Origin of the sequence: Rhodovulum euryhalinum (genome assembly GCF_004342445.1) — a bacterium.
Lineage (GTDB): Bacteria > Pseudomonadota > Alphaproteobacteria > Rhodobacterales > Rhodobacteraceae > Rhodovulum > Rhodovulum euryhalinum.
Genome location: NZ_SLWW01000021.1, coordinates 1 through 14,272, shown reverse-complemented (window position 1 = coordinate 14,272; position 14,272 = coordinate 1). Strand labels below are relative to the sequence as shown.

Here is a 14,272-nt window from a genome sequence, read left to right as displayed (position 1 = left end):
TGAGTACTTTGCGCGCGCTGCCCTTTTCGAAAACGGCTGAATGATGAAGAGCCTGTTTTCTAAGCTGAGGCGCAAGTTGGGTGTATCTCCGGAGACGCCCAATCATCCCGATTTGAACCCGCCGTCCGATTGGGATGTGCCCGAAGCCGAATACTTGCCCGGCACCTCACAGGCTGTGGCCGGCTCTGAGCTTGCCGAGCCGCCGGCCGCTGCCCTGGAGGCAATCGAAGACAACGTTCACCCAGATCTGCATCTTATCGATTCTCAGATTTTCGCTGAGGATTTTCCTCACAACTCGCGCTCCGAAGCGCCAAAACAATCAGATGTTTCCATTTCTGGGAATCAACAGTCGACAGCCGAGGCATTCACAGAGCTTGAAGCGCAGAATGACGAGTCGGCTAACCATGAGCCGGACCCGGATCCCGCCTTGGCTCCACCAAATCCCGATTCTTCGAGATTGAGTGCCGATCTCGGGCTTGTTGAAGCGGATGACGAATATGATGAACTCATTGGCGACAATGATGTGTTCGATGAACAGGCCGACGATCTCTGGGAGACTGCGCTTTCCTATGAGGTAAGTGAGGAAATTGAACGCGCTCGCACCGATGGTGATGCGTTTGAAGTTGCTGATTTTTATGAGTTTCCGGAGTTTGAATCAGGAGAGATCGAGAACGAAGCTGAAAGCGCCCAATGGGAAGACCTTTTGGATCTGGATCTATATGAGGAAGATCCAGATCTACCTTTTCCATCTATTGACGAAGAGACCATCACCGATGGTCACTTATTGGACGATTACGCCGCAAGGCTAGTCAGCCAGATGCGCATCATGAAGCTTGACCAACGTTCCCTGCTTCAAAGTCGTTTGAAAGCAGTCTTGGAAGAGTTCCCGTTCTCTTCGAGTTACAGGGCTCTCTCAAGGTTGGTGCAAGCTGGAAACAGCCTCGAAGAGCTGGAAGATGCATGCGAGCTGAAGTGTCTTTGGCGAGAAGCTCCTTGGCTCTGGTCTCATCGGAAGTTCAACAGAATGCAGCGCGCTTGGGAAACAGAAGAACGATCGAGCTATCGCAGCGCTCTTTCTTGGAAACTCGCGCTGGCATTGATTCATCGGGTTGGCCGGGTGGAGGCCGAGCGAAAGATTTTTGACGATTGGCGAAACGAATGGCTTCAGATGCAGCCAGATTATTCGGGCGAGGGTGTTCGTATAGACTCACGGTTCTGGAGCTATCCTGCTTTCCTTAGTCTCGATTACGAAAGTATTGAACTAGCTGATAGTGAGTCTTGGTATTACGAGGAGCCTATCGACGTTCAACCGTCCAGTTCCTTCCGCCTCGAGGATAGTGAAGGTCAGTTTTGGCGTTTCGAAACAAAAGATGGACGCCGCGATATTGGCTTTCTATCATTACTTCCACACTCCAAGCGGGTAGCAGCAAAAGAGGAAGCCGAGGCAAAGGAGGCAGGCAAAGATGCATAGATCGCTGTATCCATCAAAGGGCGCTCTGGTGAAATTGGAAGACGACGCGCGCGGGGTGATCCATGATCTGAGGCCAAAGGCCGAGCCGAACGAGGCTCAACTCGCTATGGCAGGCAATCACCGCGCATGGGTGGCGCTATCGGACCTAAAGCCCGCATATGCGCCTGGACAGCAAGTACAGCACAAGCCACCGCGAGGTCGCGGACTGAGCCTTGGGACCGGAGTTGTACTTGCAACGCGTTCGCTCGGAGGTTTCGAGCAGGTTCTCGTTCAGTTCGCAGAGACTGGAGAAACCAGGTGGTTGGACTGGCGTGTCCTCGCGCAGGCGATGCCTGTCGAGCTGCGGATCGCAAAGCGACAAACCGGCCAGCATATGGACCATGCGGAGCGATTCCGGCTCCGAATGCTGTCTAAGGCACTTCAAATATGGAATGCGAACACCGGAGCATTCGGTCGTCTCGACATCGACCCTCTACCGCATCAACTTGATGTGGCGCGGAAGGTCGTAACTTCCCCTCAGGCGCGGTGGCTGATCGCCGACGATGTTGGGCTTGGCAAGACCATTGAAGTTGGTCTTATTCTTCACGCCCTCTCGCAGCGTAACCGCTGCAGGCGCGTTCTGATCGTCTGCCCTTCGTCGCTGACTAAGCAGTGGAAAGATGAGATGCGCGCCAAATTCGGACGTGCCTTCGAGATCTATCAACGCGACTTCCGCCCCGAATACGCCGATGAGATGCGACTGAGGGAGAATGTCATAATCTCGCTCGATCTCGCGAAGCGCGACGAGCATTTGGCGCGGCTCATCGAAGCTGGCTTCTGGGATGTTATTGTGTTTGACGAGGCGCATCGGCTCGGCCGGTCCGAAACGGGTGAGCAGACGGAACGCTACGCGCTCGCGCACAAGCTTCGCGACCGGACCCATTCGCTTCTATTGCTTACTGCAACGCCGCACCAAGGTAAAACCCGTCGTTTCGCGGCTCTATTGGAGTTGGTACGACCGGACCTCCTGCCTGAAATCCGAACGCTAGAAATGAACCCAGAGGTGGTTGGGGACATCATCATTCGCAACCGGAAGACCCGCGTCACGGATGCAGAAGGCAATCTGATTTTTCGCGGTCACGATACGCTTCGCCACATGGTAATCCCATCGCCCGAAATGCGCACTGCAGACAAGGCACTTCGGAGGTATTTGAGCGAGGGGTATCGCGCCAGTGCCGACGCGAAGGATAGAATGATCGGCCGAGCCATCGGCTTTGTCATGACGACGTATCGCAAACTCGCTTCATCTTCCGTGGCGGCAATCGAGCGAGCACTAGAACGTCGCTTGGAGCGGCTGCAAGATTTCGATGCTGCTTCGGCACTAGTGATACCTTCAGACGAGCAACTCGAAGGGGACGACAACCTTGCGGAAACTGGGCCCATCGGTGAGGTTGGCGCCTTTTTCGCCGATGAAGCAAGCGAGGTTCAGGCCGTTCTGAAACTCATCCGCGTGGCTCGGCTATCGGATGCGAAGCTGCAGACATTTCTAAATGACGTGGTTTCGCCGCTTCTAGCTCAGGACCAAAACCTTTTGGTGTTTACTGAGTACAGGGCCACTCAGAGTTACCTAGCAGAGGCGATTGCGCACGCATGTCCTGGGGTCCAGGTTGCCGCGATCAACGGCTCGATGTCGCTGGATGAAAAGATAAGGAATGTCCGCGCCTTCAACAGTCGAGAGGCTCAGGTCATGGTTTCGACTGAAGCAGGGGGCGAAGGCCTAAACCTCCAAGACGCCTGTCATATCATGGTGAACTACGATTTGCCCTGGAACCCGGCACGTCTGGTTCAACGGATTGGCCGCTTGTACCGTTATGGTCAGACGCGTCGCGTTCAAGTTATCAATTTGCAGTCGGATGATGGCTTCGACAACAGCGCCATCACTTTGTTGTTGGATCGTGTCAGTACGATTGCACAGGACATGGCAAGCGTTGCCGGCGAGATGAAGGATGCCTTTGCTGCGGAAGTGCTCGGAGAGCTGATGTCCTACATCGACATGGAAAGCATCCTCGAGCGTGCGACAAGTATGAAGATGGACCAGACGGAGGAGGAGATCGCTGAAGCCATACGCGAAGCACAGAAGGCGCGGGCGGCCGAAGACGATATTCTGCAATTCGCATCCGCTCATCAGACGCGCGTTTCGGGCGGCTTCGACTTTCGGCATATGGTCAGCTTTGTGAAAGGGATGGCACCAATTGCCGGATACGATGTGCGGGCCGAGATACATGGCGGAAGGACGCTTGAGATTGAGCTCGCCGAAGGGGATATCGGTCGCTGGCCAGAGTTCGGCCGTCGTAGCATTGTGCGCCTCACGGCCGACCACGCAAAGGCGATCGCTGACCCGTCGCTCGTTCCTATGGACTTCGAAGCCGGCTTTGTGCGTGATCTCTCAGAGCTGGCCAACGATAGGCTGATTTTCGACGGACTGTACGCGGAGGCCCAAACGGAAGCCGAAGAGCACGAGGACGTGGTCGCCGTTCATCAGGTTCGCTGGCAGGGTCTTTCTGGCGAGTTACTAGAGGAAGAGTTGATCGCTTTGTCTGGTAACAAGGACGGTGCCAAGGAGCTGCCGCACGAAGAGTTCGCGGAACTGTTGCTGAGGCCAATGGAGAGTGTCCCGGCATCTACGCCCGGAGACGAGGACCGGTTGATTGCAAAGGCCTTTGCGCCGGCTATTGAAAGTTTTGTCTCGCGCTGGGCCGAAGCCGACCGCATGCCGTCGTCAGTGTTCCTGGGTGCAGCTCTGAAGAGAAGGCGTCAGTTCCCCGAAATGTAGCACCCAAGTTCGACAAAATCGCGTAGGCGGCCAACCGCACTTGCAGCTTTCCTTGCTCCAGTCCGTTGTAGCACGCTGCAGTCAATTGCGGCACGGTGGTATTTGCGCGCCATAGTCTCGGCAGGATAGAGAGCACTCACGCCGCGTCGCGGGTGTAGGATGTGACAATGCCGCCAAGTTGGCGGTTGCGGCGGATCGGGCCATCACCGACTGGCCGGAAATCGACTTGCAGCACATTGTTCCCGATACCCCTTCCACGATGCGGGCGCTCGGTGTTGTAATGGCGCACCCAAGTGCGGAGGATGTAGTCGAGCTGCGACCGGCTGAAGCAGACGAAAAAATCCAGACATTCGCGCTTGATGGTACCGATGAAGGACTCGGCGAAGGCGTTGGCGTCCGGTGCTCTGTGCGGGATCTGGATGACCCTGGCACCTTCCGATGCCCAGACTGTATCGAAGCTGGCGCTGAACTTGGTGTCGGCGTCTCGGATGAGGAAGCTCGGCTCGATCCCCTGCTTGGAGCACCACATAAGCGTGTTGCGTGCCTGCTGCGTCACCCATGCTGAGTCCGGGGCATAGGTCGGGGCACTGCAATACACGCGGCGGCTGCCGAGGTGGATGAAGATCAGCACATAGGCTGTCAATGGCCCACGGGCGGTGAGCACGGTCTTGGTGAAGAAGTCACATGCGACCATGCTTTCCATATGTGCCCGGACGAAGGTGGTCCATGGCAGGGCTGGCTTTTTCTTGCGCTTCTCAGGGCTCGGGTGGATGCCTGCCTCATTCAGGATGCGCTTTACCGAGTTGGCGCCGGCGTGGAGACCCAGCTTTTTCAGTTCCCCCGCGATCCGCTTGTAGCCCCAGAGAAGGTTTTCTGACCCGATGCGAATGACAACGTCGCGCAACTCCTGTGTCAGGCGCGGCCTGCCCACGGCCTTGAAGGGGCGTCCACCATGCATCTGGGCAAGCCAGCGCTTGTATGTCGCAGGCTTTGCGACCTCCAGCAGCCCGTCGACATCATGCCCACACTCCGCTCCGATGCGCAGCAGTTCGGCTTTCTCTTCCGGAGACAGGATAATCCTCTGCGTCGGGATGCGGGCCCGCAGGATCTGGATTTGGGCCTTGAGCAGCCTCAGCTGCGCGTTGTGCCGGGGCATGAAGAGCTGGGTCAGGAAGACGATAAGGAGTGAGAAGGTCGAATTCATCTTGCCAGGCTCCACCACGGCGCTTAAAAAAATTACTGCCATTTCAGCGTGATGGACCTCGCTTACATTTTGGCACCCCGCTCAGGAAGGCCAAAAATGCTGGGGCCTGGTTGTGGCCGCGAAAAATCCGAACGTGGGATGTGTTGGCGCCTTTGCGCGTGTTTCGCTGCCAGTCGCAACTGAAACAAGTGGCGATTCAAATCATCAGTCATGTCAATTAAAACAATACCTTAGAGGGTGGAGAACGTTCGATTTCAGACCCATCCCCTCCGATCCCAGCTCGTCGAGGATCACCAATTCGGTCTTCACCAGCGCCTCTGCGATCTTTCCGGCCTTTCCCTGCGCCTTTGCGAGCACGCGGCTTTGATCTGGACCCGACCTGCGGACACCATACGGGCCCGCGGCATGAAGATGGCCGCACCAGAGGCCGGACACATGTCAGCACCCGATGACGCGCCAAAAAGCAGCTCCGAAGATACCTCTTGCGCACGGGGCGGTTACACATGTTGCGCAAAGAGGGTGAAGCCCGGACCTCCCCTTTCCCAGACGCACTTATCCCACGGGCTCGGTGACAGGTATGCCGAGCGTGGTGTAGCGGTTGAGCACGGCGGCGCGGATCTGGAGTTCGGCGACCTGACGATCGAAGTCGCGTGCCATGAGGCTCTGCCCTAGCAGCTTCACGCAATGCATCTCCGTCTCGGCGCGGCTTCGGCGGTGGTATCCGCTCCACGTTCGCCAGATGGCGCGGCCGAGGTATTTCGATGCGCGCAGCGCCTCGTTTCGGGCGATCGCGCCGGCCGTCGACGGCTTCCAAGGCTTGGCGTTCTTGCGTGGCGGTATGACAGGATCGGTGCCGCGGTCGACGACGGCGTCGTGGCACCTGCGCGTGTCATAGGCTCCGTCTGGTGCCCTTCGATGCCGATCTTGCACAGCGCATGTCCGACCGCGCGGTGCGGATCCTGCAGGCCTGCGACGCGGGCGAACTGCTGCCCCGCATCGCCACAAGCCGCGACTTCTTCGAATGCCGGTTTGTCCCGGCTGATCGCGGTCAAGACGACGAACGGGTGTGGCGCCCGGCCCCCGGCGTGGCGCCACGCCGGGAAAACCGGGCTTGGGGCCTTCACCTCGGCCCCTCCGGCGCAGTAGCGTCGGCCCCGGGCAGGGGCCGATCCTGCGGCAGATGGCGAGGAGCCCGGGCACATGCGCACCAGCACACCGATCCTGCGGGCCTATCTCGCATTCAGTGCGGTGGCCGACCCGCTGGTTCGCTGGCACCAGAAACGAAGGCTGGCCGCCGGCAAGGAGATTCCCGGGCGGCTGGCCGAGCGGCAGGGCAAGGCGTCTTGCCCGCGCCCGTCCGGGCGGCTGGTCTGGTTCCACGCGGCCAGCGTCGGCGAAAGCCTGTCGCTGATCGGGCTGATCCAGCGGCTGCTGGCCGAAGATCCCGGTCTCTCGATCCTTGTCACCAGCACCACGGCCACCTCGGCGCGGATGCTTGCGGACATCCTGCCCGCGCGGGCGGTGCACCAGTTCGCGCCCTTCGACAGCCGCGCCGCGGTGCGCCGGTTCCTGGATCACTGGCGCCCCGATCTCGCGGTGTGGACCGAAAGCGAGCTTTGGCCGCGGCTTCTGGTCGAGACCGACCGGCGCGGTATTCCGATGCTGTTGATCAACGCGCGGATCTCGGATCGCACGATGGCGCGCTGGCGGCGCTGGCCGCGGACCGCAGGCGCGCTCTTGTCGCCGTTCCGCGCGATTCTCGTGCAGGAGGCCCCGGCGGCCGACCTGATGCGCGCGATCGGGGTTGCGGACGGGGTGCTGACGGTGACCGGCTCGTTGAAGGAGGAGTTGCCGCCGCCCGAGGTGCGGCCTGACGATCTGGCAGCCCTGCGCACGCTGCTGGGCGACCGGCGCCGCTGGCTGGCCGCCTCGACCCACGAGGGCGAGGAAGAGGTGCTGGTCGACGCCCATGACCGCGCCTTTGGCCGGGGGGACGGCGCGCCGCTGCTGATCGTCGCGCCCCGCCATCCCGACCGTGGGCCCGCGCTGGCCGGCAGGCTGGACGCACAGGGCTGGCGCGTGGCGCTGCGCTCGGCGGGGGGGGACCCCGGGGCGGACACGCAGATTTATGTCGCGGACACGCTGGGCGAGATGGGGCTGTGGTACCGGCTTTGCCCGGTGGCTTTCGTCGGCGGGTCGCTGGCGCGGGTGGGCGGACACAATCCATACGAGCCCGCCCAGCTTGACTGCGTGGTGATCCACGGCCCGCATGTCTTCAACTTCGCGGGGATCTACGCGCGGCTGGCCCGGGTCGAAGGGGCGGTGGCGGCGGGCAGTGCCGACGAGATCGCCGTGGCGCTGCACCGGTTGAGCGATGCGGACACCCGTGCGGCCCTCACCCGGGCGGCACGCGGCGTGCTCGAATCCGGATCCTCGGCCACAGGCGCGGCGCTCGCGGCGATACGGGCAGAACTGGGGCCGGGTGGGGTGGCCTAGCGGCGCCAGGCGACGTAGAGCGCCTGGAACAGCGCCAGCGCGAACACCGCCTCCAGGCCCTCTTCGACGACATGCATCGCGCCGACAACGGTCGGGGACATGGGGATCACCCCAATCAGTTCCTCTGCGCCCTGAGCGATCACGGCCGAGACCCCCGCGAGGCCGAAATAGACCAGCCAACGGCTGCGGGCGCGCAGCGCGCGCCACGATGCGGGCACCCCCCAGCGGAACAGCGCGAAGACCGACCAGAGCGCGAGTGCGGCATAGAGCGCGCCCGCCACCGCGGCGGCCGAAACCCCGGTCTCGCGGTAGAAGGATGCGGTCAGAACACGCTCGTCGAAGATCCATGGATCGAACGGCAACTCGCGCAGGCCGAGTTGGAAAAACCCGTAGAATACGAAGGCATAGCGCGGCCAGAACCGGACCGGCATGACGATCAGCGAACTCGCCGCCGCGAGGAACAACAGGCAGGCCGACCAGATCTCGAGCGGCCCGTCCTCCTGGGCGAACGACCCCGGCGCGCCTCCGGCCAGCCAGTAGACGACAAGTCCCGCGAGGAAGGCCAGGAGCAGCAGGGTCAGGGTGCGCAGCGTCATCGGGGACTCGGGCAGCAATCGGGGCACGAGACAATGAACCCGGCGCGGTGACTTGGCAAGCCCCCGGGGTGCTCAGCCGGCTGGCGCTTGCCCTGTCACAGCGAGGACACGAGATGCCCGCCATCGACGGCCAGCACCGCGCCGGTGATGTAGCGCCCCGCATCCCCCGCGAACAGCGTCACCGCGCCGTCCAGATCCTCGGGCCGGCCGAGACAGCGCTGCGGGATGCGGCGGATCAGCGCCCGGCCTTCCTCGGTTCCGAAGAAGGCGGTGTTGAGAGGGGTCTGGATATAGCCCGGGCAAAGCGCGTTGACGCGGATGCCGTGCCGCGCCCATTCAAGCGCGAGGCTCTTGGTCAACTGTACCAGCGCCGCCTTGGAGGACGCATAGGCCGCCACATGCCCGGCGACGCGCAGCCCGAGGATCGAGGCGACGTTGACGATCGACCCGCTGCGCCCGGCCTCGATCAAGGCGCGCCCGGCGGCCTGGGCGACCAGGAAGGCGCCCTTGAGGTTGGTATCGAACGTGCGGTCCCATTCCTCTTCGGGATAGCAGATCGCAGGACCCGGCAGCGACAGGCCGGCATTGTTGATCACGATGTCGAAGGGCCCGTCCGCGAAGGCCGCGGGGATGTCCTCCGCCCGGGTGACGTCCATCGGGCAGGGATGTGCCCGGCCCCCCGCCGCCACGATCCCGGCACAAAGCGCCTCGAGCGCGGCGGTCCGGCGTGCGGCGGCCGTCACCTCGGCGCCGAGATGCGCGAACAGGCCTGCGAAATGCGCGCCAAGCCCGCTCGACGCGCCGGTCACCAGCACGCGCTTTCCAGAAAACTGCATCCGTTCCCCCCTCCTTTTCGTCCGGGCGCTGCGCGATCCGGGCGGGCCCCGGACGGGGCCGTTACGGCCGCCATCCAAGAGCGGAATGCCCCAACCGCGCAACAGGGCATCGCCGCGGGCATCCCCTTGCGCCTCACACTCCGGGCGGGGCAGGGGGCGGGAACCGTGAAGCGGGTCGGTTCATGGCTTGCGAAGCGGCCGAGAATCGGCCTGCTATGCGGGAACAAGGACAAGGACCGGATCCGAGGGAGGACAGACGTGAGGAAATTCCTGACAACCGCCATGGCCGCGGCGCTGCTGGCGACGGGTGCGCTGGCCGAGTATCCCGAGCGCGAGGTGCTGGGCGTGGTGATGTGGGGCGCGGGCGGGGCCACCGACACGGTGGCGCGCGCGGTCAACCCCGCCGCCGAAGCGGCGCTTGGCAAGCCCATCGTGGTGCTGAACAAGTCGGGCGGCGCGGGCGCGATCTCGACCGCCTTCGTCAATGCCGCGCCCGCGGACGGCTATACGCTGCTCTACGGCGCCGAGAACCCGCAGCTTCATGGCGTGATGGGGGTGTCGCAGCTTGACTATGACGCATTCTACCCGGTCAACATCCTGGGGCGCGGCGTCGCGGTGATCGTGGTGCCGACGGAGTCGAAATACCAGACGCTGGCCGAGCTTCTGGCCGACATCGCGGCCAACCCGGGGCAGGTCAAGATGGGGTCGACCGGGCCGGGCGGGCTGCCCTCGACCGTGGGCGCGCTGGTCGCCAATGCCGCCCCCTTCGAGGTGACGGCGATTCCCTTCGACGGCGAGGGGCCTGGGCTGACCGCGATGCTGGGCGGCGAGGTCGATTTCATGCCTTCGGGCATCTCGGCCGCGGCCGAGCAGATCAAGGCGGGCAAGATGCGCGCGCTGGCGGTCGTCGACCCCGAGCCGGTGGCAATCCTGCCCGACGTGCCGCCGATCACCGACACCTTGCCCGACATGGCGCGCTTCCTGCCCTGGGGGCCGTTCTACGGCGTCTTCGTGCGCGACGAGGTGCCCGAGGATGTCAAGGCCCGGTTGGTCGAGGTCTATGCCGTGGCCGCCGAGGATGCGGGCTTCCAGGACCTGATGGCCAACCGCGGCAACGTGATGATGAACATCTCGGGCGACGCGGCCGACGCCTTCCTGAAAAAGTGGCAACAGGTCACGGTCTGGGCGTTGCAGGATACCGGCGCGGCCAAGGTCAGCCCCGAGGAACTGGGCATCCCGCGCCCCTGAGGCCCGACGCCCCGGCCCAGGGCCGGGGCGCCCCCGAGCGGAGGCACGCCATGACGCCGTCCCCCGGCCTTCGGCCCGGCGAGATCCTGTTCGCGCTTGTGCTGCTGGGCCTTGCCCTGTTCGCGTTCCGCGAGGCCCATGGCATCTCGGGCTTTTCCGGGCTGACCACGGGGGGCGCGATGCCGATGACGGCGGCCGCTGTGATGGTCGTGGCCGCGGGCTTCATCCTCGGGGACGCGGTGATGCGGCGCAGGGCGCCCGGCGCGGGGCCGGGGGCAACGCTCCGCTTCCTGTTCTCGCCGCGCCTGGTGGTCTTTGCGGCATTGATGGCGGGCTATGGCGCGGCGATCCCCTGGGCGGGCTTTCTCGTCGCCTCGACAGCGTTTCTGTTCGCCGCGGTGTTGATCCTGTGGCGGCGCGGGCCGCTTGCGGCCGGGGCGGTGACGCTGGCGGCCATTGTCGCGGTCTGGGTGATCTTCCGGCTGGTCTTTCAGGTGGTGCTGCCCACCGGGACGCTCTGGCCATGACCGAGGTGCTGGGCTTTTTCGCAACTTCCTGGCTCGACCCCTCGCTGTTGATACTGACCGCGCTGGGGACGCTGGCGGGCATCTACGTGGGCGCGATCCCGGGGCTGTCGGTCACGATGGCGGTGTCGATCCTGATCTCCTTCACCTTCAAATGGGACGTCAATTCCGCGCTGGCGCTGATCGCAGGCGTCTATGTGGGCGGGGTCTATGGCGGGGCGCGCACCGCGATCCTGTTGAACATCCCCGGCGCGCCCAGTGCGATTGCCACCGCCATCGACGGCTATCCGCTGGCGAAGAAGGGGCTGGCGGGCGAGGCGATCGGGCTGTCCACCGTCATGTCGGTGATCGGCGGGCTGATCGGGGTGGCCGCGCTGGCGCTGGCCGCGCCGCTGATCTCGGACATCGCGATCCGCTTTACCTCGCGCGACTACATGCTGCTGGGGATCATCGGCATCCTGCTGGTCGGCACCCTGTCGGGCGAGAGCTTTGCCAAGGGGGCGTTTGCCGGGGCGCTGGGGGTGCTGATCGGCATGGTCGGGCTTGACCCGATGACCGCGGAGGCGCGCTTTACCTACGGTTCGATCAACCTGATGGGCGGCATCCCCTATGTTGTCGCGATGATCGGGTTCTTCGGCGTGGCCGAGGCGCTGATCCAGCTGGAACGCCTGGATACACGGCCGGTCCGGCAGGCGGTCGCGCGCATTGTGCCCGCCTGGGGCGAGGTGCGGCGCTATCTCAAGGTCGGCCTGCGCGCCTCGGGGATCGGCACGCTGATCGGCGCGCTGCCGGGCACGGGCGGGGATATCGCCGCGCTGCTGGCCTATGACGACGCGCGGCGCAGCACGAAGACCCCCGAGACCCCCTTTGGCCAGGGCGCCAAGGAGGGGCTGATCGCGCCCGAGGCGGCGAACAACGCCGCGGTGGGTGGCGCCTTCATCCCGATGCTGACGCTGGGCATCCCCGGCGATGCGGTCACCGCCATCGTCATCGGCGCGCTCTTCATCCACGGGCTGAAACCCGGGCCGCTGTTGCTGACCGAGACGCCGCACCTGTTCTGGTTCATCGTCGGCAACCTGACGCTGGCAAACCTGTTCCTGCTGGTTTTCGGCCTGACCGGCATCCGGGTGTTCACGCGGATCGTGGAATGTCCCCGCGCGATCCTGATCCCGCTGATCGTGGTGCTGTCGGCGGTGGGCGCCTACGCGATCCAGAACAACCCGGTTCATATCTACTGGACGCTGGCCTTCGGCGTGCTGGGCTATTTCCTCAAGAAGTACGGGTTCCAGGTCGCCCCGATCATCCTGGGCGTGATCCTCGGCCCGATGATCGACGCGAACTACCGCCGCGCGATGATCGGCGCGCGCGAGGATGTGGGGCAGTTCCTGCTGGACTTCGTGACGCACCCGATCTCCTGCGCCCTCAGCTTCGCGCTGGTCGTGATGCTCCTCGCCCGGACGCCGGCCTGGCGGCGGCTGCGCCGCGCCCGGCGGGGCTGAGGCCGGGCCCGATCCCCGGGCGCGGACGGCGTCACATCGCCGTTACCTGCACGCGTTACCCAGACCCCGGCGGTCCACTTCATCTTGCGGGGCTTGCTTGGCGGCAAACGCCATATATAGTCAAGTTCAGGCAGGGGCGGGCGCGTCCCGCTCCGCGGCCGGGGTCAGGCAGACGGGGCGGAGGCCGAGTCTCAGATGGATGGTGATTTCAGAAGCAGCTTCGTCCGCGAGCCGGGCAGCCTGAAGCACCATCCCGCGCTTGTGCTGAACGCCGATTACCGCCCGCTGTCCTACTACCCGCTGTCGCTCTGGCCGTGGCAGGAGGCGGTCAAGGCGGCCGTGCTCGACCGCGTCGACATCGTCGCCGAATATGACGAGGTCGTGCGCAGCCCCTCGGTCGAGATCCGAATACCCTCGGTCGTGGTGCTCAAGGATTACGTCAAACCCCAGAAGCGCGTGGCCTTCACGCGCTTCAATCTTTTTCTGAGGGACGAGTTCACCTGCCAGTATTGCGGCACGCGGGGCGACCTGACCTTCGATCACGTGGTGCCGCGGGCCCGCGGCGGTATCACCAGCTGGGAAAACGTCGTGGCCGCCTGTTCGCGCTGCAACCTGCACAAGGGGTCCAAGAGCCTGCGCCAGGCGGGGATGAGCCTGCGCCGCGCCCCCCGCCGCCCGGGGGCGGAAGAGTTGCGCAATGTCGGCCGAAAGTTCCCACCGAACCACCTGCACGAGACCTGGCTCGACTTCCTCTACTGGGATGCCGAACTCGACGCATGATCGTCGGGCCCCGCCGCGGGTGTAGAGGGAAGGATAGTTTCCACCAAACGGGCGGCTCTGCTTCCCTGATGGAAGCATCGATTTCACCACCCGCGCAAATACAAGGGGTTGCGTGGCCCTGAGAGCTCTTGTCCCCTCCCGGTTTCGACCTTCTCTGTGCAAGAAACCTTCTTGGCTTTCGAATGAGATGATGAGTTCGATGGAACGCCGGTCCATGTTCCGTTCGGAAAACCGACGCCCCACGCGCTGTTGTTGGCACTAGGCACCAACTGTGCCGGCTTACCCCCCTGCTTTGAGGCTGCTGCGACCGGCAGTCCGAGTGGTTGCATTCCCGCGATCCTGCGGGCGTGCCGCTGTGGCTGCATCGGTCACTGGTGCCCTTTGTTCGAGGGGAGGTGCGGGCCCTGCATCGCCGCGAAGACCAAGATGGGATGCAGGGACACCTTGCTGCGGCGCGACGGAGGGTCAGGTACTTGCGATTGAGCTGCGGAAGTCAGAAGGCAACAAAGGGCGGAAAGTGTGAATTCGCTGCAGTGCGGTGGGAAATTACACAGGCCGCGAAAGCGGACTTACGTCACCGCAATTTTGGGGTCTTCCTGTTTCGGGCCATATCTTCAGGAAAGGCGACTTTCGCTGCAGGCGGGTACTCAGGTGCGCGTTTCTTGGGAGCAGCCATTTGTTGGCGGGGCGGCTCCGACTTTGGAAAATCTCGGCGTTGTTGCATAAAGGTGGCTTGAGGCATGACTTCCCCTTGCCCCTTCCGGTTCAGGCCACGCGGACGATCTCGGCGGTGCCGAGGGCATTGA

10 protein-coding genes and 1 pseudogene are annotated in these 14,272 nt (G+C 63.5%); 7 read left to right on the top strand and 4 right to left on the bottom strand.

Features of this window, described 5'->3' with window-relative positions:
* The first annotated feature begins 43 nt into the window (after positions 1 to 43).
* Positions 44 to 1,471: a hypothetical protein gene (locus EV655_RS17485; RefSeq protein ID WP_165905394.1), complete on the top strand. Its 1,428-nt coding sequence runs from the start codon at positions 44 to 46 to the stop codon at positions 1,469 to 1,471.
* Positions 1,464 to 4,283, top strand: a complete 2,820-nt coding sequence (locus EV655_RS17480; RefSeq protein ID WP_132546641.1) for a DEAD/DEAH box helicase — start codon at positions 1,464 to 1,466, stop codon at positions 4,281 to 4,283. Before EV655_RS17485 ends, EV655_RS17480 begins: the two co-directional genes overlap by 8 nt.
* Positions 4,284 to 4,419: 136 nt before the next feature.
* Here the strand turns inward: EV655_RS17480 and EV655_RS17475 are convergent, their stop codons facing one another.
* On the bottom strand, positions 4,420 to 5,529 hold the full coding sequence (locus EV655_RS17475) for an integrase core domain-containing protein (protein WP_243645134.1): 1,110 nt from the start codon (positions 5,527 to 5,529) through the stop codon (positions 4,420 to 4,422).
* Between the two features lie 510 nt (positions 5,530 to 6,039).
* Positions 6,040 to 6,390 (bottom strand): annotated as a pseudogene (locus tag EV655_RS17465) (transposase); the annotation flags it as partial.
* Between the two features lie 297 nt (positions 6,391 to 6,687).
* Here EV655_RS17465 and EV655_RS17460 point away from each other — a divergent pair.
* A complete protein-coding gene (locus EV655_RS17460) occupies positions 6,688 to 7,983 on the top strand; it encodes a 3-deoxy-D-manno-octulosonic acid transferase (RefSeq protein WP_243645133.1) in 1,296 nt (431 codons plus the stop codon).
* Here EV655_RS17460 and EV655_RS17455 read toward each other — a convergent pair.
* Together EV655_RS17455 and EV655_RS17450 are read right to left on the bottom strand one after the other, a co-directional pair.
* Entirely contained in the window at positions 7,980 to 8,579 is a 600-nt protein-coding gene (locus tag EV655_RS17455) for a hypothetical protein (protein WP_132546640.1), read from the bottom strand. The two genes, EV655_RS17460 and EV655_RS17455, sit on opposite strands and share 4 nt — an antisense overlap.
* 95 nt (positions 8,580 to 8,674) lie before the next feature.
* Entirely contained in the window at positions 8,675 to 9,415 is a 741-nt protein-coding gene (locus EV655_RS17450) for an SDR family NAD(P)-dependent oxidoreductase (RefSeq protein ID WP_132546639.1), read from the bottom strand.
* Between the two features lie 258 nt (positions 9,416 to 9,673).
* On the opposite strand from EV655_RS17450, the gene EV655_RS17445 reads away from it, so the two are divergent.
* The 4 genes from EV655_RS17445 to EV655_RS17430 all read left to right on the top strand — a co-directional run bounded on the left by EV655_RS17445 (position 9,674) and on the right by EV655_RS17430 (position 13,466).
* Entirely contained in the window at positions 9,674 to 10,663 is a 990-nt protein-coding gene (locus EV655_RS17445) for a tripartite tricarboxylate transporter substrate binding protein (protein WP_243645132.1), read from the top strand.
* Between the two features lie 50 nt (positions 10,664 to 10,713).
* The gene (locus EV655_RS17440) at positions 10,714 to 11,190 is read left to right on the top strand and encodes a tripartite tricarboxylate transporter TctB family protein (protein ID WP_132546638.1); all 477 of its coding nucleotides are present in this window, start codon (positions 10,714 to 10,716) and stop codon (positions 11,188 to 11,190) included.
* On the top strand, positions 11,187 to 12,686 hold the full coding sequence (locus tag EV655_RS17435; RefSeq protein ID WP_132546637.1) for a tripartite tricarboxylate transporter permease: 1,500 nt from the start codon (positions 11,187 to 11,189) through the stop codon (positions 12,684 to 12,686). The genes EV655_RS17440 and EV655_RS17435 overlap by 4 nt, the downstream gene beginning before the upstream one ends.
* 195 nt (positions 12,687 to 12,881) lie before the next feature.
* Positions 12,882 to 13,466, top strand: coding sequence for an HNH endonuclease (locus tag EV655_RS17430; protein WP_132546636.1), 585 nt, complete (start codon positions 12,882 to 12,884; stop codon positions 13,464 to 13,466).
* Positions 13,467 to 14,272: the final 806 nt, after the last annotated feature.